This is a genomic window from Kosakonia oryziphila (assembly GCF_900094795.1).
GTDB classification, from domain to species: Bacteria; Pseudomonadota; Gammaproteobacteria; order Enterobacterales; family Enterobacteriaceae; genus Kosakonia; species Kosakonia oryziphila.
This window is the reverse complement of the sequence record NZ_FMBC01000058.1, coordinates 1-21535: the sequence shown is the minus strand read 5'-3', so window position 1 is coordinate 21535 and position 21535 is coordinate 1. Positions and strand designations below refer to the sequence as shown.

Below are 21535 nucleotides of genomic sequence, written 5' to 3'. Positions count from 1 at the left end.
CTCCCGACAGGGAGAGGGTTAAATGCATTATGCCTGTTTTGCGGCTTCTGCTGCTTTGACGATCACTGCGAAAGCGTCAGCTTTCAGGGACGCGCCACCAACCAGTGCACCGTCGATGTCCGGCTGGGTGAACAGCTCTGCGGCGTTGCCTGCATTCACGGAACCGCCGTACTGAATGATCACTTGCTCAGCCACTTTCGCGTCTGCTTTAGCAATGTGGTCACGGATAAATTTATGTACTGCCTGCGCCTGAGCCGGAGTAGCGGATTTGCCGGTACCGATCGCCCAAACCGGTTCGTAAGCAATCACTGCGCCTTCGAACGCGCTTGCGCCCTGGGTTTTCAGCACGGCGTCGATCTGACGTGCGCATACTTCTTCGGTTTTACCCGCTTCGTTTTCTGCTTCGGTTTCACCGATGCACAGTACCGGGATCAGACCCTGCGCTTTCAGTACAGCGAATTTTTTGGCGATGAATTCATCGGATTCTGCGTGGTAAGTACGACGCTCAGAGTGGCCGATGATGATGTATTTCGCGCCGATATCTTTCAGCATTTCGGCAGAGGTTTCGCCGGTGAAAGCACCAGACAGGTTAACGTCGACGTTCTGCGCGCCCAGGATGATGTGGCTACCATCAGCGGCATGTTTAGCCAGATCCAGGTACATTTCCGGCGGTGCAATTGCAACCGCACAGCCCGTTACGCCAGCCAGCTCGGTACGCAGGTTTGCAACCAGTTCGTTTACCATGTGGCGGCTGCCGTTCAGTTTCCAGTTACCCATCACTAAAGGATGTCGCATTTTTACTCTCCACGCGCTTGGCGAATTAAGGAATATGGCCACCCTTCAGGGCAGCATGGTCTGTGAAACAGTATAGAGATTCATCCCTTGAATGGCTTTGCTTTTTGTCATTTATTGTTATCTTCAAGTGATTCAGATAGCGTCAGCTTAATCGGTTCAACAGCGAAGGTCAGTCCTTTTTCGCCGTTATCTGCTACTACATAACGTACTGCGCCTTCTGTTTCCGCGTAGTACGGCTTGTTTTTGCCGTTGTTCAGCAGCTTTTGCAGCTTTTGCCCGCTTTGTACGGCGGTCATCGCCGGGGAAAACGCGCGAATTATCGCCGCCATATACTCCAGGGCTTTTGCTTTCGCCGCTTTTTGCTCTGGCCCCTGTACCGGCAGCCAGGTGATTTGCATCGATTTTATTTTCAGCGTACCGCGCTCCAGCGCTGTCGATGCATAAAGGTTGTCGTTAATTTTTGTTGCGGCGCGCGTCAGGCTCGCTTGATCGTTGCGACCATCGACAGCGCGGAACTCGTTCAGTGCCAGCGTCGGGTTGTCGGTATTAAATTTTTCCCGGAACTGGCTGATCGACTGGTCGAATGTCGGTGCACCTGGCAGCAGGTAGGGCGCGGTTGCTGTGGCTGGCGTCTCTTCCGCCCAAACAGGGGAGCCGAAGACCAGCGCTGAGAAGAGCAGCCAAATCGGGTAACGCCATGCTTTCATTACATCGCCCTCTCTAAAGTGTGCTCACGATTAAAACGATATCGGGCTGGCTTGTCAAAAAGTCCCGCTGCCAGTGTAAACTACGCAGCATTACGATAATAAGGAACCTTACATGGGCATACAGCAGTGGTTATTTTCGTTTAAAGGGCGCATTGGTCGACGCGACTTTTGGGTCTGGATCATCCTTTGGGTTGTGAGCATGACAGTGTTATTTGCGCTGGCAAACAGCGGAATGCTCGATTTCCAGATGGCCGCGTTTATTCTGGTGTGCCTCATCTGGCCGACTGCCTGCGTCATGGTGAAACGTTTACACGATCGCGGTCGTCATGGCGCGTGGGGATTGCTGATGGTACTGGCGTGGATGCTGCTTTCCGGCCACTGGGAAGTGCTGAGCGGCACGCTGGAATGGGCGGTGGGACGTCTGATTCCGGTGGTGATTATCGTCATGTTGTTGATCGACCTGGGCGCCTTTGTCGGCACCCAGGGAGAAAACAAATACGGCAAAGAGACGCTGGAAGTGAAGTACCGCTGATTACCAGTAGTGTTCTGCGGTGATATGTCCTGGCCGACGGCGCAGGTGCTTGGCCATTTGCCGGGAATCTTTAAGGAGTTGTGTGGTATCGCGTACCATTTGCGGGTTGCCACACAGCATCACATGGCTGGTTTCGGTGTTCATCGGCAGCCCGATGGCCTCTTCCAGCGCACCGCTTTCAATTAACGCCGGTACGCGTCCGGTCAACGAGCCGGAAATCGTCTCCCGGCTGACTACCGTCTGAATCCGCAGTTTCCCTTCATAACGCTGTTGCAGTTCCAGCATCAGCGGCAAGTAGCTGAGATCTGCGGAATAGCGCACGGCATGCACCAGCACCAGATTTTTAAAGCGTTGCAGATCCTTGCCTTCCTGCAAAATCGACAGATATGGCCCAATAGCCGTGCCAGTGGCCAGCATCCATAGCGTTTCGCAGTCCGGCACCTCCTCAAGCACAAAGAAACCGGCGGCTTCGCTGACAATTTGCACCTCGTCTCCCGGCTGCAGGGCCGCCAGGCGTGGGCTCAGTTTGCCTTCTGGTACGGTGACAAGGTAGAACTCAAGGTCGGGGTTACTCGGCGCATTGACGTAAGAGTAAGCTCGCTGAACGCGCTCGCCATCAATTTCCAGACCAAGCTTGGCGAACTGCCCGGCAGTGAAGGGGTGAACGGGGGCATGAATGGTGAGGCTAAATAGCGCATCGGTCCAGAACTGCACCTTAGTGACTTTTCCTGTTACCCACTCTGCCATGGTTATCTCCTTTCAGTTGCGTTGCCTTATCTTCGTGCCTGTAGAGGGAGATTTCCAGCCCGTGCGGGCCGGAAAGCTCAATTGAACAAATGGCCTTACAGGATGTGGCGTTGCACATCCGGGTCTTTACGATCGAGGTAGTGGATGGACTGAATGCGGCGAATTGTGCGCGATTTCCCGCGGATCAGCAGTGTTTCCGTGGTGGCGATATTACCTTTGCGGGCAATGCCATCCAGCAGATCGCCTTTAGTGATGCCGGTTGCCGCAAAAATCACATTATCGCTACGCGCCATATCGTCCAGACGCAGCACGTTGCCTGCCTGAATGCCCATACCACGGCAGCGTTTCAGCTCCTGCTCGCCGATACGGCGGTTCTCTTCACTGTCGCCTTTGACCTGATGGCGTGCCAGCAAACGTCCCTGCATGTCGCCATCGAGGGCGCGGATCACTGCTGCGGAAATCACGCCTTCCGGCGCTCCGCCGATACCGTACAGCACATCGACTTCGCTATCCGGCATACAGGTAAGAATGGATGCCGCCACATCGCCGTCGGGGATGGCGAAAACGCGCACACCGAGCTGTTGCATCGCTGCAATCGTTGCGTCATGGCGCGGTTTGGCAAGGATAGTGACCGTCAGTTCAGTCAGAGGTTTGTTCAGCGCGGCGGCGACATTGCGCAAGTTATCCGCCAGCGGCAGATTGAGGTCGATAGCGCCTTTTGCGCCAGGGCCGACAATCAGCTTTTCCATGTACATATCCGGCGCATTCAGGAAACAACCCTTATCGCCGACAGCCAGTACCGCTAGCGCATTTGCCTGGCCCATTGCTGTCATGCGGGTGCCTTCAATAGGATCGACCGCAATATCCACGGCGTCGCCTTTTCCTGTTCCGACTTTCTCACCGATAAATAACATCGGCGCTTCATCGATCTCCCCTTCGCCAATGACGATAGTACCGTCAATGTCGACATTGTTAAGCATGATGCGCATAGCGTTCACCGCTGCGCCGTCCGCCGTGTTTTTATCGCCACGTCCCAGCCATTTGTAGCCAGCCAGCGCCGCAGCCTCGGTAACGCGGGAGAATTCGATGGCAAGTTCTCGTCTCATAACACACTCTGTAGTGAAAGAAATTGCACAAAGTTTACCACAGGGCAAGGGGCGAGAGGATTGATCCCCTCACCCGAACGGGCGAGGGGAAAGGTGGCAGGATTACTCGTCGTGTTCTTCCCACTCCAGCGCGCGTTTAACAGCTTTTTTCCAGCCGCTGTAACGGTAGTTGCGCTCGGTGGTTTCGATGCCTGGGCGGAATTCACGCTCGATGACCGCTTTTTCCTGCAATTCATCAAGGTTCTGCCAGAAGCCGACCGCCAGTCCAGCAAGGTAGGCCGCGCCCAGCGCCGTCACTTCGCGCACTTCCGGGCGCTCTACACGGGTGCCCAGAATGTCAGACTGGAACTGCATCAGGAAGTTGTTGGCTACCGCGCCGCCATCCACACGCAGCGCGTGTAAACGAATACCGGAGTCTGCCTGCATCGCTTCCAGAACGTCGCGCGTCTGGTAGGCGATCGATTCCAGCGTGGCACGAATGATGTGGTTGGCGTTCACACCGCGTGTCAGGCCGAAGATTGCGCCGCGTGCGTACGGATCCCAGTATGGCGCGCCGAGGCCGGTAAAGGCAGGAACCACGTACACGCCGTTGGTGTCCTTCACTTTGGTGGCGAAATATTCAGAGTCGAATGCATCGCTGATCAGCTTCATTTCGTCACGCAACCACTGGATGGATGCCCCCGCCATGAAAACTGCGCCTTCCAGCGCATAGTTCACTTCGCCTTTCGGGCCACAGCAGATGGTAGTCAGCAGACCGTGCTCGGATTTCACCGCTTTCTCTCCGGTGTTCATCAACATAAAACAGCCGGTACCGTAGGTATTTTTCGCCATCCCTTCTTTCACGCACAACTGGCCAAACAGCGCCGCCTGCTGGTCACCGGCGATCCCGGCGATAGGAATACGCGTACCGCCTTTACCACCAATATTGGTCTGACCGTACACTTCGGAGGACTTGTGCACTTCCGGCAACATGGCGCGCGGGATATCCAGCGCATCCAGCATTTTGTCATCCCAGTCCAGCGTGTGGATGTTGAACAGCATGGTACGCGAGGCGTTGGTGTAATCGGTCACGTGAACGCGGCCCTGAGTCATTTTCCAGATAAGCCAGGTATCCACGGTGCCGAACAGCAGTTCGCCGCGCTTCGCGCGTTCACGGGAGCCTTCAACGTGATCGAGGATCCACTTCACTTTGGTGCCGGAGAAGTACGGATCAATCACCAGGCCGGTGGTGTTGCGCACGTACTCTTCCATGCCGTCGCGTTTGAGCTGCTCGCAAATCTCGGCGGTACGACGGCACTGCCAGACAATCGCGTTGTAGATCGGTTTGCCGGTTTCGCGTTCCCAGACGATGGCCGTTTCACGCTGGTTGGTAATACCGATGGCGGCAATTTCGTCGGAGTTGATGTCTGCCTTCGCTAACACTTCGACCAGCGTCGAGCTTTGCGATGCCCAGATTTCCATGGGATCATGCTCAACCCAGCCTGGCTTCGGGTAAATTTGTTCAAATTCGCGCTGTGAGACGCTGATGATGTTAGCGTCGTGATCCATCACAACCGCGCGGGAACTGGTAGTACCCTGGTCGAGCGCAACGATATATTTTTTGTCAGTCATGGTTAGAGTCCCGTAGTCACATTACAGCGAAGCTTTTTGTTGAGTTGTGGCGGCAGTGCCTTTTTCTTCCGCCGCCTGACTGGTTCCTGACGGCAGATGGCGGCCAATCAGCTTACGATAACCGAACGCGCCGAGCGACGCGCCTACGATCGGCCCGAACAGCGGGACGAGGAAGTAGGGAATATCTTTACCGCCGGTAAAGGCGACGTCGCCCCAGCCTGCCAGCCAGGCGAAGGTTTTCGGGCCGATATCACGCGCCGGGTTCATGGCGAAGCCAGTCAGTGGCCCCATCGACGCACCGATAACCGCAATCAACAGGCCAATCAGCAGAGGTGCCAGCGGCCCGCGTGGAATGCCATTGCCATCATCGCCCAGCGCCATGATGACGCCCATCAGAACAGCAGTAATGACCATTTCAACTGCGAAGGCCTGCACAAAGTTGATGTGCGGGTTAGGATAGGTTGAAAAGATACCAGCTAAATCAAGGCTTTCGATACTACCGCGCACCATATTGTGCGTGTGTTCGAAGTCGAGGAAAAGATTGTAGTAAAGCCCGTAAACAAGTGCCGCTGCACAAAACGCGCCGGCAAACTGCGAAATGATGAAGGGAACCACTTTGCGCCCATCAAAACTGGCGAAGAGCCATAGTGCGATCGTTACCGCGGGGTTAAGATGCGCGCCGGAAACCCCTGCAGTCAGGTAGATGGCCATAGCCACACCAAGACCCCAGATGATGCTGATTTCCCACTGGCCGAAGGTGGCGCCTGCCACTTTCAGCGCTGCGACACACCCGACACCGAAAAAAATCAACAACCCGGTTCCGAGAAACTCGGCGATGCACTGGCCTTTTAAGGTTGATGTCTGACTCATAATCGGATCCTGCTAAAGAGTAATGGTTATTGTTAGCATGGGGCCAACGTCTCCCATGATGTCGTGTAGACATAGTGTTAATTTATCGTTAACGAGCAAAAACGAGAAATATCGAAATTAAAATGTGTGTACTGCGTCAATAAAATGAGCGTTTTCGAGCGAATTGGGTGGTTTTTGTGCCATATCGAAATGTGAGCTGAATCATTTTTGTAACTTCATTATTAACAATGTAGAGACGGGTACCGTTGTTGCACCAGGATGAGGACGAAAAGTGTTGCAAAGCGCAAACAGCGTGGCTCCGCGCTGGACAGGGGCTGGCGTGATTCATACAATCGGAGGCAAGCGAAATGCGCTCATTTTATTAAGGCGTCGCCGGTATTAGGGACGAAGGTTTACCTATCAACGCCTTGCAACTCAGGAGAGGTATGACAATGTCATTAGAAGTGTTTGAGAAACTGGAAGCGAAAGTGCAGCAGGCGATTGATACCATCACGTTGTTGCAGATGGAAATCGAAGAGCTGAAAGAAAAGAACAATAGTCTGGCTCAGGACGTTCAGGCTGCACAGCATAGCCGTGAAGAGCTGGAGCGCGAAAACAACCAGCTGAAAGAGCAGCAGCATGGCTGGCAGGAGCGTTTGCAGGCGCTGCTGGGCCGTATGGAAGAAGTCTGATTACGCTTTATCTTTCGCGCTGTAGCGGTGCGGATTCATTCCGGTCAGGTATCTATGCTGCCTGGGATTCATTCGCTTGTTGCCTTGCTACAAGCCGAAATCGTTTGGATCGGATAAGCGAAGCGTTGTCTGACGCAAAAGAAGAAGGGCGCCTGTGGCGCCCTTTGTTTACTCGATGTCGAGGGGATCTTCGGAAAGGATAATGCCGGTATTGTCGGCATACAGATGGTCGCCAGAGAAGAAAGTGACACCGCCGAAATTGACGCGCACGTCGCTTTCACCAATGCCTTCACCTGCTGCGCCAACCGGAATAGCGGCAATCGCCTGGATGCCGATATCCAGCTCTTCCAGATCGTCAACCTGGCGCACTGCGCCATAAACCACAATGCCTTCCCACTCGTTTTGCACCGCAGTGCGTGCGAGATCGGCGTCGATTAACGCGCGACGCATAGAACCGCCGCCGTCGACCAGCAGGACGCGACCACGGCCATTTTGTTCGAGCAGATCGTACAGCAACCCGTTATCCTCGAAACATTTCACCGTGATGATTTGTCCGCCAAAAGACGACCGACCGCCAAAATTGGAGAATAGCGGCTCTACAACGTTGATCTCTTCCAGGTAGATGTCACAAAGCTCAGAAGTATCGTATTTCATAGGATTAACGTTCAGTTGATGCGAGAAATGTTAGTATATCGCGCATCCCGCACTGTTGGCAAAATCATCAATTGTTAATTGACATTAATCAGTTAAAGGTGCGTCTGACTAAGGATTATTCCAATAACAAACAATAAGTTAGTAAGTAATGCGCCTTTTACCGTACGTTCAAGCATTGGTGGCATAGCGTGCGGATCGCGTTCGCGCATCACATAGCGCGCTTGTTTGATAAGCAGTGGTGCTGCAAGGACAAACAACCATCCCCATAGGCTATGCAATGACAGCAGGTTGAACAGCGCCAGGCACAGCAGCGCACCGACCAGCAAGCCGACATGATAGCGGCGGGCGTTGATTGGCCCTAAACGCACCACCAGCGTGTTTTTGCCGTTCTCTCGGTCGCTGTCGATATCACGCAAATTATTGATATTCAATACCGCAGTTGCCAGCAGACCGCAGGCCGTAGCGGGCAGGATAACCGCAGGGATCAGCATATGCGCTTGCAGATACCAGCTTCCCATCACGCTCAGCCAGCCAAAGAAAATCAGCACTGAGATATCGCCAAGGCCGAGATAGCCATATGGGCGCTTACCAATGGTGTAGGTAATCGCCGCAACGATCGACAGGCCGCCAAGTATGAGGAAACCGATAAAATCCGCCAGAGTCTGGGTTGCCGCCGTCACCAGCAATAACCCGGAAATGCAGCTCAGCACAATCACGATAATCAGCGCTCGCTTCATTTGCGCAAGCGAAATGGCGCCTTTCTGCATACCGCGTAGTGGCCCAATGCGATCCGGTTTATCGCTGCCCTTTACTGCATCGCCGTAATCATTGGCAAGATTGGAGAGAATTTGCAGCAGGCCGGCGGTGATCAACGCGAGCACGGCGACCAGCGGATCAAAATAACCCTGCCACCACGCCAGCACGGTACCCACGACAATAGCCGCGAATGCCAGCGGTAATGTTTTAGGTCGCAGGCTTTCCAGCCAGGCTTGGGTAAGGCTCAGAGATTGCGTTTCGTTCATAAATTACGCCAACAAAAATGGGGGCATAAGCCCCCATCGAATGTGATGAAAACGTTGTGAACGGGATTATAAGATAAAACGGCTCAGATCTTCATCTGCCACTAAAGCATCAAGGTGCTTACTCACATAGTCGGCATCAATGATAATGGTCTTACCGCCCAGATCGCTGGCGTCGTAGGAGATGTCTTCCATCAGGCGTTCCAGCACGGTATGCAAACGGCGAGCGCCGATGTTTTCCGTGGTTTCGTTCACCTGCCAGGCAGCCTGCGCGATGCGTTTGATACCGTCGTCAGTAAATTCGATATTCACGCCTTCGGTCGCCATCAGTGCTTTGTACTGTACGGTTACAGATGCATTTGGTTCGGTCAGGATGCGCTCGAAATCTTCCGTCGTTAGCGCCTTCAATTCAACGCGAATTGGCAGACGACCTTGCAATTCCGGGATCAGATCCGACGGGCTGGCAACCTGGAACGCGCCGGAGGCGATAAACAGAATGTGGTCGGTTTTCACCATGCCGTGCTTGGTTGAGACGGTGCAGCCTTCCACCAGCGGCAACAGGTCGCGCTGTACGCCTTCGCGGGAAACGTCCGGCCCGGAGGTGTTGCCGCGCTTACAGATTTTGTCGATTTCGTCGATAAACACGATCCCGTGCTGCTCAACGGCTTCGATAGCATCCTGTTTCAGCTCTTCCGGGTTGACCAGCTTCGCGGCTTCTTCTTCAATCAGCAGCTTCATCGCGTCTTTGATTTTCAGCTTACGCGGTTTCTGCTTCTGCCCGCCCAGGTTCTGGAACATTGACTGCAACTGATTGGTCATCTCTTCCATACCCGGAGGCGCCATGATCTCTACGCCCATCGGCGCAGCGGCGAGATCGATTTCAATTTCTTTATCGTCGAGCTGGCCTTCGCGCAGTTTTTTGCGGAAAGACTGGCGCGCAGTTGAAGGTTCAGCGGGTTGCTCCGGCTGGCCCCAGTTGTTTTTCGCCGGTGGGATCAGCACGTCGAGAATACGCTCTTCGGCCATCTCTTCGGCGCGGTAGCGGTTTTTCTCGATCGACTGGATACGTACCATTTTCACTGCGGCATCGGTCAGATCGCGGATGATAGAGTCCACTTCTTTCCCGACATAGCCCACTTCGGTGAATTTGGTCGCTTCAACTTTGATAAACGGCGCGCTAGCCAGTTTCGCCAGACGACGAGCGATTTCGGTTTTACCGACGCCGGTCGGGCCAATCATCAGAATATTTTTTGGTGTTACTTCGTGACGCAGCTCTTCATCAAGCTGCATACGGCGCCAGCGGTTACGCAAGGCGATTGCCACAGAACGCTTAGCCGCGTCCTGGCCGATAATGTGTTTGTCCAGTTCGCTGACAATTTCGCGTGGGGTCATTTCAGACATGGGAGATCCTTACGCTTTAGAGGGTAATTCTTCGATGGTATGGAAATGGTTGGTGTAAATGCAGATATCGCCTGCAATATCCAACGCTTTCTCAGCGATTTCACGCGCGCTAAGCTCAGTATTTTCCAGTAACGCACGGGCTGCGGCCTGGGCGTATGGCCCACCGGAACCAATAGCGATCAGGTCATTTTCCGGCTGAACCACATCACCATTGCCGGTGATGATCAGCGACGCGTTCTCATCTGCCACCGCCAGCAGTGCTTCCAGCTTGCGCAGCATGCGATCGGTGCGCCAGTCCTTTGCCAACTCGACAGCTGCTTTCACCAGATGACCCTGGTGCATTTCCAGTTTACGTTCAAAGAGTTCGAACAGGGTGAAGGCATCGGCCGTACCACCAGCAAAACCTGCGATAACTTTATCGTTATACAGGCGGCGGACTTTTTTCACGTTGCCCTTCATTACGGTATTACCCAGTGTGGCCTGGCCATCACCGGCAATAACGACGTGGCCATTACGGCGTACGCTTACGATTGTTGTCACGAGCAGACCCCTTGGTTACAAATGCAGAATACAGCGCCCCGCACAGCGTACGGGGCAGAATGCAAGTATAGATGGGGGGGGATTTCGGGGGTTTCAACCCCCGGAGGCGAGACGGATACAGTTTGTATGGCCTGCCATTTTCAGACGGCTAATGGTGGAATCGGCATTCTCTTTGCCTTTCAACGGGCCAAGTACCACGCGGTTCCAGCCGTTGTTGCTGGTGATACGTGAATCAAACCCTTCAAACGCCAGTTGGGCGCGAACGGTTTCTGCCTGCTCCTGACCTTTAAACGAACCGCATTGAATCATCCAGCGGCGGTCATCTTTTTTCTCCGCCGTTTGCGTTTTCGGCGCTTCCGCTTCATGTGTTATCGGCGCGGCCTGTTGCGCTTTCGGCTGTGCTGCCGTGGTATGCGGCGGCGTTTGCAATAGATCCTGATACGGTTGCGATGTGGCGGCGGCTTTCGGTTGCTGCTGCTGAGTTTGCGTTTGACGCGGGGCAGTGGCCGTTGTCCGCGCTGGTTGTTGCTGTACAGGCTGTTCCACAACGCGCGTCTGCGCATGCGGCTGCTGAACCGGCTGCGTTTGCGTCCACTGCGGTTGCTGTTGCTGCTGCACCTGACGCTGGCGCTGCAACGTTTGCTGACGTTGTTCCGGCGTCTGTTCGTTCCACGGCACTTCATTAAGCTGCGTCGGCTGCTGGCGCATATCTGCCTGCATCTGCGCTAACAGTTGGCGCTGCTCATCTGTCAGTTGTTCCGGGTTTTTCACTTCGCCACCTGCAGATGGTTCAGTCGGCGCAAGCACGCCTGGCTGACGGCTTTCCAGCTCTTTGATGTAGCGCCAGCGCTCTTCCGGCTTCGGCGGCAGGCCGTTACCTGTGACCTTTTGATTTTGCAGCGCTTCGGATTCTTCTTTTTTGTGGTGCGTAATAAAGTACAGACCACCGATAAAGGCGACCAGCACGGCAGCCGCGATAGCGACCATGGCTGGAGAGACCGCAGATCTGCTGCGTTGTTTTTTCCTTGAGTTGCTCGCTTTTCGCCGCGAAGGAGCCGGCTGGCTGCGGCGTACATAATCTCGTTGTGCCACTATCGTTTCGCTGTATTTATATCGTTTATCAGCCCGCCATGTTACTTAAGCGACGGGCTTTTGACCAGATGGGGGCGTCTTAAAGCCTGGTTTTTACGTAATCGCCCGGGTACTGCCGCGCAGGATCAATTCGCAATCCAGCAGGCGCGATCCGCTGTTGACGTTGTGACCTTGCAGTTGTTCGAGCAGGAGCAGCATCGATTCCCGGCCAATTTCGTAGCGCGGCTGGGCAACGGTGGTTAGCGGCGGGTCGCAATACTCTGCCAGAGAAATGTTATCAAAACCGATGATCGATAGGTCGTCCGGTACTTTCAGCCCCCGGCGTTTGGCGAGCGACAGCGCACCCAACGCCATAACGTCACTATGGCAGAACACCGCCGTTGGCGGCTTGGGCAACGCCAGCAGTTGTTCCAGCGCGTGCGCTCCGGCCTCAAAGGTAAAATCACCGCGCGTAATATAATGCGGATCAACGGTCGTGCCAGAGCGGCGCAGCGCCTGCACATAACCCTGCAAGCGGTAGTGGCACAATGGCATCTCTTCCGGCCCGGCAATGCAGCCAATCAGGCGGTGCCCTTGTTCCTGTAGATAATTGACGGCGTTAAAAGCGGCGGTCAGGTTATCAATATGTACAGTTGGCAGCTCCAGCTCGGGAGCAAATTCATTCGCCATGACCATCGGCGGCAAATTGCGCTGCTCTTCAATACTGGCGTCGAACGGTAGGCGTGAGCCTAACAGCAACATGCCATCGATTTGCTTGGTAATGATCAGATCGATAAAAGTTTTTTCTTGCTGATTCTGGTGGGCGCAGTCGCCAATCAGTACCAGATAGCCGTGTTCGGCTGCGGTAACCTCGATACCGCGAATGATTTCGCTGAAAAAAGGATCGCAGATATCCGGCACAATCACCAGCAGAGTGCGGGATTCGTTTCTCTTGACGTTACGTCCCATAGCCTGGGGCAAATAGCCTACTTCCATGGCGGCTTGTTCAACCCGATTACGGGTCGTCTGCGACACTTTTTCCGGATTCATTAATGCACGGGATACGGTTGCCGTAGAAACCTTTGCTTTCATGGCAACATCTTTCATGGTCGCTGCTGCAACCTGATTTTTGGGTTTCAACTTGTTCTCCTCGCATGCACGGCGCAAGCGTAGTCACATTTTTATCAGATAGTTAGACGCGACGGTTACAGAATTTTCATGAAAAGTGTGATGAAAGTTGAATTATATGCTGCCGATCGCAACCTCAGCTCTCAATAGGATCAACATCCAGCACCCATTTAACCCGCCGCGCATCAGGCAATGTGTTAATCAACGCCAGTGCGCCGCTGACAATATGCTGTAAGCGAATGCGGGAAGGATGTTGCAGCAGGATCTGCCAGCGATAGCGACCGGCGCGTTTCGCTGCCAGCGCAGGAACCGGGCCGAGGATCCACAGTTGGTTATCTGCCAGCGGGCTGGCTTGCAGTAAGTTTTTCAACTGTTGCAGGAACAGCGGAGCGTACTGATTGTTCTGATCTTCTGCGCGGATCAACACATGACTGGTCCACGGCGGCAGTTGCAGCGTTTGCCGCTCGGCCAGCGCTTGCTCTGCAAAGGTATCGTAACCCTTATGCAGCAGGGTTTGCAGCAAAGGATGCTCAGGATGGTGGGTTTGCAGCACCACTTCGCCTTGCTTCCCGGCACGTCCGGCGCGGCCCGATACTTGGGTGTAGAGCTGAGCAAACCGTTCCGCCGCGCGGAAATCCGCAGAAAAGAGTGCGCCATCGACATCCAGCAGCGCTACCAGTGTCACATCCGGGAAGTGATGGCCTTTCGCCAGCATCTGCGTGCCAATCAGGATCCGCACGCCGCCGCGATGAACTTCCGCCAGGTGTTGCTCCAGCGCGCCTTTGCGGCTGGTGGTATCGCGATCAATACGCGACACCGGCACGCCAGGGAACAGCGGCGCAAGCGCCTGTTCCAGTTGTTCAGTCCCTAAACCGACGGGCAGCAGGTGCGTGGAACCGCAGGAGGGGCACTGGCGCGGCACCGGGCGCTGACTATCGCAATGGTGGCAGCGCAAATGCTGCTGTGCCTGGTGAAAAGTGTAGTAGTGATCGCAACGTGGGCACTCTGCTATCCAGCCGCAGTCATGACACAGTAACGCCGGAGCGAAACCCCGGCGGTTAAGAAACAGGATCACCTGATTGCCTGCCTGCAAATGCTGGCGCATGCGGTTGATGAGCGCGGGCGCTAATCCGGCCTGTAACTGCTGGCCTTTCATATCCAGCACGTGCTGTGTTGCCGGGCGCGCGCTACCGGCTCGGCGCGTCAGGCGTAGCAACCGGTATTTTCTCGCTCGCACATTATATAAGGTCTCCAGCGCGGGAGTCGCCGAACCGAGAATGATGGGGATCTGTTCGCTATGGGCGCGATAGACCGCCAGATCCCGCGCGTGGTAGCGCCAGCCTTCCTGTTGTTTATAGGAGCTATCGTGCTCTTCATCAATAACGATCACGCCGAGGTTTTTAAACGGTGTGAACAGCGATGAACGTGTGCCGATAACAATTGCCGCCTCGCCGTTTTTCGCTTTTTGCCATGTGGTGAGACGTTCACTGTTGTTCAGGCCTGAATGCAGCACTTCGACGGGCGCGTTAAAGCGCTCACGAAAGCGGGCGATGGTTTGCGGTGTCAGGCCAATCTCCGGCACCATCACCAGTGCCTGTTTACCCTGCGCCAGCACGTTTTCCAGCACGCTTAAATAGACTTCGGTCTTACCGGAACCCGTGACGCCTGCCAGCAGCCAGGCAGAGAATTGATCGGCCGCGCTGTGAATAGCGCCGACGGCAGTGGCCTGCTCCGTGTTCAGCCGCAGCCTGTCGCCGCTGACGGAGAACTGGCTGCGCCAGTCGCTGAATATCGGCGTTTCGCTGCTCATTTCCGCCAACCCTTTGGCGCGCAGTGCCTGCAGAGTGACGCTTTTCAGATCCAGCGCTGCCAGCTGGTGCTGCCATATTTTGCCTTTACGCAGAGCTGAAAGCGCCTGCTGCTGCTTTGCCGACTTTACGCGGTTAATGTCTGTCGCCTGGCCCTGCTCAGTGGCGAACCAGTAGCCCTGAAACTCTGCGCTGGTCGTTTTTGTCTGGCGTAACAGAACGGGAAGGGCATTGAACAGCACATCGCCAATCGGATGATGGTAATAGTCAGCCGCCCATAACAACAGACGCCAGACAGCGGGCGAAAAAGCGGGCTCGCTGTCGAGCACTTCTTCTACCTGCTTCAGCTCGGCAAGCGGCAGATCGCTTTTATCGCCGATCGCCACCACGATGCCAACGCGTTGCTGGGTACCGAACGGCACACGCACGCGACAACCTGCGCAGGCGATCATGTCGTCCGGCAACAGATAATCAAAGGTGCGGGGTAAGGGTACAGACAGCGCAACGTGGGCGACGGGCATCTCATCTTCCTGACTTGAAAACTGGCGGGTTAGTATACACATTGTTGCTACGGGCGAGCGGATCAGTTTGCATGTGCTGGTCAATTTCTGTATGATTCGCCGCCTTTAGTGCGGATTTAGCGCGCCAAAGATACACTTATTATTTAACTCGCGTGGTGTCTGGCGTTAGGGCTGGAAGAGCGACGCGGCCTTAAACTGAGGTTTCCCATGAAAAAAGGTATTCACCCGAATTACGTTGCGATTACTGCAACCTGTTCTTGCGGTAATGTGATCAAAACCCACTCCACTGTGGGCCACGACCTGAACCTGGACGTGTGCGGCAAATGCCACCCGTTCTTTACTGGTAAACAACGTGTTGTTGATACTGGTGGTCGTGTTGAGCGTTTCAACAAACGCTTCAGCATCCCGGGCAGCAAATAAGTTGCCAAAGAAAAAAGCGCCGTGAGGCGCTTTTTTTGTCTCTGCCGTTCACCGAAGGGGGATATTTTTGTGAGGTGAATCACAAAAATATTGCTCCGATTAAAAAATGCACATATCCTTTTCGCCATTCACAGTCCTGTGAACAGAGCGAAAAAGAGGCGTGATATGCTGACGGCAATGAAAAATGTATTTATGTCTTACCTGCTTTCTCTGGCAGAAGTGCATCCGGAAGTGACGCGCTTCTGATTGAGCGGCTGACATAAGCAAAAAGGGCGGAAGATATCTGCCGCCCTTTTGTTTTGAATCAGTATTCCCATGTATCCGGGTCGATGCCCAGTTCACGCATAATCACTTTCGCCTCTTCCGGGATTTCATCACTGCGCTCTTTACGCAGATCTTCATCGTTCGGCAGAGGCTGACCGGTGAACGCATGCAGGAATGCCTCGCACAGCAGCTCGCTGTTAGTGGCGTGACGCAGGTTGTTCACCTGACGACGGGTACGTTCATCGGTGAGGATTTTTAACACCTTAAGAGGAATGGAAACTGTAATTTTCTTTACTTGCTCACTCTTCTTGCCGTGCTCAGCGTATGGGCTGATATATTCGCCGCTCCATTCAGCCATGAGATACCTTTAATCCTCTCAGTCATTAGTCTAAACCCGGGCGAGCCCAGGCCGTAATCCCGCGTAGTTTACCGTAGAGTCATCATAGTGACACGGTGTATCGCTCTGCGCGCCCACACTAAAGCATATAATTTTAACGGCTATTGCGCGTTTGCTCAATCTATACGCAAAGAAGTTTGGATGTCCAGATGTATTGACGTCTATCTATTCAATGTTTACTCTGTGGTCAGATTTTTCATCCATTAAGCCAGGAAGCCTTCACCATGACGCGTAAACAGGCCACCATTGCAGTGCGTAGCGGATTGAACGATGACGAGCAGTATGGCTGCGTTGTCCCGCCGATTCACCTCTCCAGTACCTATAATTTCACCGGTTTTAACGAACCCCGCGCGCATGACTACTCGCGTCGCGGTAACCCCACGCGTGATGTGGTACAGCGCGCGCTGGCGGAACTGGAAGGAGGCGCTGGCGCGGTATTGACCAATACCGGCATGTCAGCGATTCATCTGGTAACCACGGTTTTTCTCAAGCCTGGCGATCTGCTGGTGGCACCACATGATTGTTACGGCGGCAGCTATCGTCTGTTCGACAGTCTGGCGAAGCGCGGCTGCTACCGGGTGAAATTCGTCGATCAGGGCAATGAACAGGCGCTGAAAGCGGCGCTGGCGGAAAAACCGAAACTGGTGCTGGTAGAAAGTCCGAGCAACCCATTGTTGCGCGTCGTGGATATTGCGAAAATCTGCCAACTGGCACGTGAAGCGGGTGCAGTTAGCGTCGTTGATAACACCTTCCTCAGCCCGGCGTTGCAAAATCCGCTGTCGCTGGGTGCCGATCTGGTGCTGCACTCCTGCACTAAATACCTCAACGGTCATTCCGATGTGGTGGCGGGCGTGGTGATAGCAAAAGATGCAGAGACTGTCACCGAACTGGCATGGTGGGCAAATAATATTGGCGTCACCGGCAGCGCCTTCGACAGCTATTTGCTGTTGCGCGGGCTGCGCACATTGTCTCCGCGTATGGAAGTGGCACAGCGTAACGCACAGGCGATTGTCGATTTCCTGCAAACTCAGCCGCTGGTGAAAAAGCTTTATCACCCGTCTCTGCCGGATAATCAGGGGCACGAGATTGCTGCGCGTCAACAAAAAGGCTTTGGCGCGATGTTAAGTTTTGAACTGGATGGCAACGAGCAAACGCTGCGTCGTTTCCTGAGCGGTTTGTCACTGTTTACTCTGGCGGAATCATTAGGTGGGGTCGAAAGTTTGATCTCCCACGCCGCCACCATGACGCACGCAGGTATGGCGCCGGAAGCGCGTGCCGCTGCCGGGATCTCGGAAACGCTGTTGCGTATCTCGACGGGTATTGAAGATAGCGAAGATTTAATTGCCGATCTGGAAAATGGCTTCCGGGTCGCTGCTGAGGGATAAACATGAGTGTGATTGCGCAGGCAGGGACGAAGGCTCGTCAACTGCACAAATTTGGTGGCAGTAGTCTGGCAGATGTGAAATGTTACCTCCGCGTTGCAGGGATCATGGCGGAGTATTCACAACCAGGCGACATGATGGTTGTCTCCGCTGCAGGCAGCACCACCAACCAGCTGATTAACTGGCTGAAATTAAGCCAGACTGACAGGCTCTCTGCGCATCAGGTTCAACAATCCCTGCGTCGTTATCAAAGTGACTTGATTGGCGGGCTGTTGCCCGCCGATGTGGCCGATGGCCTGACCAGCGAATTTATCCACGATCTGGAGCACCTGGCGGCGCTGCTTGATGGCGGTATTACCGACGCGGTTTACGCGGAAGTGGTCGGTCACGGTGAAATTTGGTCGGCGCGCCTGATGGCCGCTGTACTCAATCAGCAAGGCCTTGATGCGGCCTGGCTGGACGCCCGCGAATTTCTGCGTGCCGAGCGTTCGGCGCAGCCGCAGGTGAACGAAGGGGCATCTTACCCTCTTTTACAGCAAAAGCTGGCGCAACATCCTGGCAAACGCATTGTCGTCACCGGGTTTATCAGCCGTAACGAGGCTGGTGAAACGGTGCTGCTGGGGCGTAACGGCTCTGACTATTCAGCAACGCAGATTGGCGCGCTGGGCGATGTTTCCCGCGTTACCATCTGGAGCGACGTGGCCGGTGTCTATAGCGCAGACCCGCGCAAAGTGAAAGATGCCTGTCTGCTGCCGCTGCTGCGTCTCGACGAAGCCAGCGAACTGGCACGCCTTGCCGCTCCGGTACTACATGCCCGCACGTTGCAGCCGGTTTCCGGCAGCAATATAGATCTGCAATTACGCTGTAGCTATAACCCGGATCAAGGCTCTACGCGGATTGAACGCGTGCTGGCGTCCGGCACCGGCGCGCGCATCGTGACCAGTCACGATGATGTCTGCCTGATTGAGTTCCTCGTTCCTGGCGGGCAGGACTTTAAACTGGCGCAAAAAGAGATCGATCTGCTCCTCAAGCGTGCGCAGGCGCGTCCGCTGGCGGTGGGCGCTCATGCCGACCGTAATCTGCTACAACTCTGCTATACCTCGGAAGTGGTTGATAGCGTCTTTAAACTGCTGGATGAAGCCGGTCTGCCGGGTGAATTACGCCTGCGTCAGGGGCTGGCGCTGGTGGCGATGGTCGGTGCTGGCGTATGCCGTAACCCGTTGCACAGCCACCGTTTCTGGCAGCAACTGAAAGGCCAGCCGGTTGAGTTTATCTGGCAGTCTGACGAAGGTATCAGCCTGGTCGCTGTACTGCGCGTTGGCCCGACCGAGAACCTGATTCAGGGGTTGCACCAGTCGCTGTTCCGCGCAGAAAAACGTATCGGTCTGATGCTGTTCGGCAAGGGGAATATCGGTTCTCGCTGGCTGGAGTTGTTTTCCCGCGAGCAGAGCGCGCTTTCGGCACGTACCGGGTTTGAATTTGTGCTGGCTGGTGTGGTGGATAGCCGCCGTAGCCTGCTGAATTACGATGGGCTGGATGCCAGTCGTGCGCTGGCTTTCTTTAATGATGAAGCCGTCGAGCAGGATGAAGAGTCGCTGTTCCTGTGGATGCGTGCTCATCCGTACGACGATCTCGTCGTACTGGATGTTACCGCCAGTGAGCAACTGGCCGGGCAGTATCTGGATTTTGCCAGCCACGGTTTTCATGTGATCAGCGCCAACAAACTGGCCGGGGCGAGCACGACCAATAATTATCGGCAGATCCACGATGCGTTTGAAAAGACGGGTCGCCACTGGCTGTATAACGCCACCGTTGGCGCTGGATTGCCGGTTAACCATACGGTGCGCGATCTGCGCGATAGCGGTGATGCGATTCTGGCGATTAGCGGTATCTTCTCCGGTACCCTTTCCTGGCTGTTCCTGCAATTCGACGGTACTGTGCCGTTTACCGACCTGGTCGATCAGGCGTGGCAGCAGGGGCTGACCGAGCCGGATCCGCGAGTTGATCTCGCCGGTAAAGATGTGATGCGCAAGCTGGTGATCCTCGCCCGTGAAGCGGGTTATGACATCGAACCAGAGCAGGTTCGCGTGGAATCACTGGTGCCACCGCATTGTGAAGAAGGTTCGGTGGATCATTTCTTCGAAAACGGCGACGAGCTGAATGAGCAGATGGTGCAGCGTCTGGAGGCTGCCCGTGAAATGGGCCTTGTGCTGCGTTATGTCGCGCGTTTCGATGCGAACGGCAAAGCACGCGTAGGTGTGGAAGCGGTCCGTCCGGAGCATCCGCTGGCGGCAGTACTGCCTGGCGATAACGTCTTTGCCATTGAAAGTCGCTGGTATCGCGATAATCCTCTGGTTATTCGCGGCCCAGGCGCAGGACGTGATGTCACTGCTGGCGCTATCCAGTCAGATATCAACCGTCTGGCGCAATTGCTGTAATCTTCTCCTTACCCTCTCCCGGGCGGGGAGAGGGTGTTTCATTACGCATCATGAAATTTTTTCATCTTCGCTGAACATTCCTCACTCAGAATAATGATTTTCCGGTTGACGGCCTGTGCAAATTCCGTCATTTTTACATCTGGACGTCTAAACGTATAGAAGTTCGCAAACAACAGACAATGACATGCGATTGATGAGGTAAGGTATGAGCTTTTTTCACGCCAACCAGCGGGAAGCCCTGAATCAGAGCCTGGCGGAGGTACATGGCCAGATTAATGTTTCTTTTGAATTTTTCCCGCCGCGCACCAGTGAAATGGAACAGACCTTATGGAACTCCATCGATCGCCTGAGTAGCCTGAAGCCGAAATTCGTTTCGGTGACATACGGGGCAAACTCTGGCGAGCGCGATCGTACTCACAGTATTATCAAAGGCATCAAAGAGCGCACCGGCCTGGAGGCTGTGCCGCATTTGACCTGCATCGACGCCACCCGCGATGAACTGCGCGCGATCGCACAGGATTACTGGAATAATGGCATCCGCCATATTGTGGCGTTGCGCGGTGATTTACCGCCGGGCGGCGGTAAGCCGGAGATGTATGCTGCCGATCTGGTGACGTTGTTAAAAGAGGTCGCCGATTTCGATATCTCTGTTGCCGCCTATCCGGAAGTACACCCGGAAGCGAAAAGCGCGCAGGCGGATCTGCTCAACCTGAAGCGCAAAGTGGACGCAGGTGCCAGCCGTGCGATCACCCAGTTCTTCTTTGATGTGGAAAGCTATCTGCGTTTTCGCGATCGCTGTGCGGCGACCGGCATCGACGTGGAGATCGTTCCGGGCATTCTGCCGGTTTCCAACTTCAGGCAGGCGAAAAAATTTGCTGATATGACCAACGTACGTATTCCGGCGTGGATGTCGAAAATGTTCGACGGCCTGGATGACGACGCCGAGACCCGCAAGCTGGTGGGGGCAAATATCGCGATGGATATGGTGAAGATTTTGAGCCGCGAAGGGGTGAAGGATTTCCACTTCTACACGCTGAACCGCGCGGAAATGAGCTACGCGATTTGCCACACGCTGGGCGTTCGCCCTGGTGCCTAATCTGAAGTAAAAAACCACCTGCATAGCAGGTGGCATTGATTGCGCCCCAGAGGGGCGTACTTAGCTCTGACTCTGAGAGCCTTCGCTTCACATCTCTTTTAGCTGAAGCTGGCTCTCTTCTTGTTCGTGTTTTTCCTGATATTTCACATACCTTCTTATCATCTCTTCATTGATACCTACGGTATCCACACAATACCCTCGCGCCCAGAAATGATTTCCCCACAATTTGCTCTTCCTCAGGTACGGAAATTTGCTGAACAATCTCAGCGCTGTCTTTCCTTTCAAATGACCTATTACGTGTGATATCGATAATTTCGGGGGGATTTTTACTAGCAGATGAACATGATCTAACTGAAC

General features: G+C 54.5%; 21 protein-coding genes. 6 read left to right on the top strand and 15 right to left on the bottom strand.

The annotated features are described in order from the left end of the window. Positions 1-27: 27 nt before the first annotated feature. The gene (gene tpiA, locus GA0061070_RS21040; protein WP_007369238.1) at positions 28-795 is read right to left on the bottom strand and encodes a triose-phosphate isomerase; all 768 of its coding nucleotides are present in this window, start codon (positions 793-795) and stop codon (positions 28-30) included. Positions 796-902: 107 nt separating this feature from the next. Then, entirely contained in the window at positions 903-1502 is a 600-nt protein-coding gene (locus GA0061070_RS21035) for a DUF1454 family protein (RefSeq protein ID WP_090138131.1), read from the bottom strand. Between the two features lie 112 nt (positions 1503-1614). Between GA0061070_RS21035 and GA0061070_RS21030 the strand changes: the two genes are divergently transcribed. Beyond that, positions 1615-2034 (top strand): DUF805 domain-containing protein, encoded by a 420-nt coding sequence (locus GA0061070_RS21030; RefSeq protein WP_090138129.1) that lies wholly within the window; start codon positions 1615-1617, stop codon positions 2032-2034. On the opposite strand, the gene fpr is transcribed toward GA0061070_RS21030, so the two are convergent. The 4 genes from fpr to GA0061070_RS21010 all read right to left on the bottom strand — a co-directional run bounded on the left by fpr (position 2035) and on the right by GA0061070_RS21010 (position 6368). Next, positions 2035-2781, bottom strand: a complete 747-nt coding sequence (gene fpr / locus GA0061070_RS21025) for a ferredoxin--NADP(+) reductase (protein WP_090138127.1) — start codon at positions 2779-2781, stop codon at positions 2035-2037. Positions 2782-2876: 95 nt separating this feature from the next. Continuing rightward, positions 2877-3887: a class II fructose-bisphosphatase gene (gene glpX / locus GA0061070_RS21020; protein ID WP_090138124.1), complete on the bottom strand. Its 1011-nt coding sequence runs from the start codon at positions 3885-3887 to the stop codon at positions 2877-2879. A gap of 102 nt (positions 3888-3989) precedes the next feature. Continuing rightward, complete coding sequence (gene glpK, locus GA0061070_RS21015) at positions 3990-5498, bottom strand: glycerol kinase GlpK (RefSeq protein WP_090138121.1); 1509 nt, start codon at positions 5496-5498, stop codon at positions 3990-3992. A gap of 21 nt (positions 5499-5519) precedes the next feature. Further along, the gene (locus GA0061070_RS21010; protein WP_090138119.1) at positions 5520-6368 is read right to left on the bottom strand and encodes an MIP/aquaporin family protein; all 849 of its coding nucleotides are present in this window, start codon (positions 6366-6368) and stop codon (positions 5520-5522) included. Positions 6369-6793: 425 nt separating this feature from the next. Between GA0061070_RS21010 and zapB the strand changes: the two genes are divergently transcribed. Then, on the top strand, positions 6794-7039 hold the full coding sequence (gene zapB / locus GA0061070_RS21005; protein ID WP_007369231.1) for a septal ring assembly protein ZapB: 246 nt from the start codon (positions 6794-6796) through the stop codon (positions 7037-7039). Positions 7040-7207: 168 nt separating this feature from the next. Here zapB and rraA read toward each other — a convergent pair whose 3' ends face one another. The 7 genes from rraA to priA form a co-directional block, all read right to left on the bottom strand. Then, on the bottom strand, positions 7208-7693 hold the full coding sequence (gene rraA / locus GA0061070_RS21000; protein ID WP_090138117.1) for a ribonuclease E activity regulator RraA: 486 nt from the start codon (positions 7691-7693) through the stop codon (positions 7208-7210). Between the two features lie 92 nt (positions 7694-7785). Then, complete coding sequence (menA, locus tag GA0061070_RS20995) at positions 7786-8715, bottom strand: 1,4-dihydroxy-2-naphthoate polyprenyltransferase (RefSeq protein ID WP_090138115.1); 930 nt, start codon at positions 8713-8715, stop codon at positions 7786-7788. A 66-nt stretch (positions 8716-8781) separates the two neighbouring features. Beyond that, positions 8782-10113, bottom strand: coding sequence for an HslU--HslV peptidase ATPase subunit (gene hslU, locus GA0061070_RS20990; protein WP_090138112.1), 1332 nt, complete (start codon positions 10111-10113; stop codon positions 8782-8784). Between the two features lie 9 nt (positions 10114-10122). Then, complete coding sequence (hslV, locus tag GA0061070_RS20985) at positions 10123-10653, bottom strand: ATP-dependent protease subunit HslV (RefSeq protein WP_090138110.1); 531 nt, start codon at positions 10651-10653, stop codon at positions 10123-10125. Between the two features lie 93 nt (positions 10654-10746). Continuing rightward, on the bottom strand, positions 10747-11745 hold the full coding sequence (gene ftsN, locus GA0061070_RS20980; protein WP_090138108.1) for a cell division protein FtsN: 999 nt from the start codon (positions 11743-11745) through the stop codon (positions 10747-10749). 93 nt (positions 11746-11838) lie between these two features. Beyond that, on the bottom strand, positions 11839-12864 hold the full coding sequence (cytR, locus tag GA0061070_RS20975) for a DNA-binding transcriptional regulator CytR (RefSeq protein ID WP_090138106.1): 1026 nt from the start codon (positions 12862-12864) through the stop codon (positions 11839-11841). 124 nt (positions 12865-12988) lie between these two features. Then, complete coding sequence (gene priA / locus GA0061070_RS20970) at positions 12989-15181, bottom strand: primosomal protein N' (protein WP_090138104.1); 2193 nt, start codon at positions 15179-15181, stop codon at positions 12989-12991. Between the two features lie 207 nt (positions 15182-15388). Between priA and rpmE the strand changes: the two genes are divergently transcribed. Next, positions 15389-15601 carry a 50S ribosomal protein L31 gene (rpmE, locus tag GA0061070_RS20965; protein ID WP_007369223.1) on the top strand — a complete coding sequence of 71 codons (213 nt, stop codon included), beginning with the start codon at positions 15389-15391 and terminating at the stop codon, positions 15599-15601. A gap of 304 nt (positions 15602-15905) precedes the next feature. Here the strand turns inward: rpmE and metJ are convergent, their stop codons facing one another. Further along, positions 15906-16223 carry a met regulon transcriptional regulator MetJ gene (gene metJ / locus GA0061070_RS20960; protein ID WP_007369220.1) on the bottom strand — a complete coding sequence of 106 codons (318 nt, stop codon included), beginning with the start codon at positions 16221-16223 and terminating at the stop codon, positions 15906-15908. 263 nt (positions 16224-16486) lie between these two features. On the opposite strand from metJ, the gene metB reads away from it, so the two are divergent. From metB to metF, 3 genes are all read left to right on the top strand, one after another. Beyond that, complete coding sequence (gene metB, locus GA0061070_RS20955) at positions 16487-17647, top strand: cystathionine gamma-synthase (RefSeq protein WP_090138102.1); 1161 nt, start codon at positions 16487-16489, stop codon at positions 17645-17647. Between the two features lie 2 nt (positions 17648-17649). After that, positions 17650-20082, top strand: a complete 2433-nt coding sequence (locus GA0061070_RS20950) for a bifunctional aspartate kinase/homoserine dehydrogenase II (protein ID WP_090138100.1) — start codon at positions 17650-17652, stop codon at positions 20080-20082. A gap of 205 nt (positions 20083-20287) precedes the next feature. Continuing rightward, entirely contained in the window at positions 20288-21178 is an 891-nt protein-coding gene (metF, locus tag GA0061070_RS20945; protein WP_090138098.1) for a methylenetetrahydrofolate reductase, read from the top strand. Positions 21179-21265: 87 nt separating this feature from the next. On the opposite strand, the gene tnpA is transcribed toward metF, so the two are convergent. Continuing rightward, the coding region (tnpA, locus tag GA0061070_RS20940; protein WP_139109806.1) for an IS200/IS605 family transposase at positions 21266-21535 on the bottom strand (270 nt) is incomplete at its 5' end.

What these genes read in the sequence shown, in the direction of transcription:
- tpiA (WP_007369238.1), bottom strand. Translation starts at nt 795, where the DNA reads ATGCGACATCCTTTAGTGATGGGTAACTGGAAACTGAACGGCAGCCGC.
- GA0061070_RS21035 (WP_090138131.1), bottom strand. Translation starts at nt 1,502, where the DNA reads ATGAAAGCATGGCGTTACCCGATTTGGCTGCTCTTCTCAGCGCTGGTC.
- GA0061070_RS21030 (WP_090138129.1), top strand. Translation starts at nt 1,615, where the DNA reads ATGGGCATACAGCAGTGGTTATTTTCGTTTAAAGGGCGCATTGGTCGA.
- fpr (WP_090138127.1), bottom strand. Translation starts at nt 2,781, where the DNA reads ATGGCAGAGTGGGTAACAGGAAAAGTCACTAAGGTGCAGTTCTGGACC.
- glpX (WP_090138124.1), bottom strand. Translation starts at nt 3,887, where the DNA reads ATGAGACGAGAACTTGCCATCGAATTCTCCCGCGTTACCGAGGCTGCG.
- glpK (WP_090138121.1), bottom strand. Translation starts at nt 5,498, where the DNA reads ATGACTGACAAAAAATATATCGTTGCGCTCGACCAGGGTACTACCAGT.
- GA0061070_RS21010 (WP_090138119.1), bottom strand. Translation starts at nt 6,368, where the DNA reads ATGAGTCAGACATCAACCTTAAAAGGCCAGTGCATCGCCGAGTTTCTC.
- zapB (WP_007369231.1), top strand. Translation starts at nt 6,794, where the DNA reads ATGACAATGTCATTAGAAGTGTTTGAGAAACTGGAAGCGAAAGTGCAG.
- rraA (WP_090138117.1), bottom strand. Translation starts at nt 7,693, where the DNA reads ATGAAATACGATACTTCTGAGCTTTGTGACATCTACCTGGAAGAGATC.
- menA (WP_090138115.1), bottom strand. Translation starts at nt 8,715, where the DNA reads ATGAACGAAACGCAATCTCTGAGCCTTACCCAAGCCTGGCTGGAAAGC.
- hslU (WP_090138112.1), bottom strand. Translation starts at nt 10,113, where the DNA reads ATGTCTGAAATGACCCCACGCGAAATTGTCAGCGAACTGGACAAACAC.
- priA (WP_090138104.1), bottom strand. Translation starts at nt 15,181, where the DNA reads ATGCCCGTCGCCCACGTTGCGCTGTCTGTACCCTTACCCCGCACCTTT.
- rpmE (WP_007369223.1), top strand. Translation starts at nt 15,389, where the DNA reads ATGAAAAAAGGTATTCACCCGAATTACGTTGCGATTACTGCAACCTGT.
- metJ (WP_007369220.1), bottom strand. Translation starts at nt 16,223, where the DNA reads ATGGCTGAATGGAGCGGCGAATATATCAGCCCATACGCTGAGCACGGC.
- metB (WP_090138102.1), top strand. Translation starts at nt 16,487, where the DNA reads ATGACGCGTAAACAGGCCACCATTGCAGTGCGTAGCGGATTGAACGAT.
- GA0061070_RS20950 (WP_090138100.1), top strand. Translation starts at nt 17,650, where the DNA reads ATGAGTGTGATTGCGCAGGCAGGGACGAAGGCTCGTCAACTGCACAAA.
- metF (WP_090138098.1), top strand. Translation starts at nt 20,288, where the DNA reads ATGAGCTTTTTTCACGCCAACCAGCGGGAAGCCCTGAATCAGAGCCTG.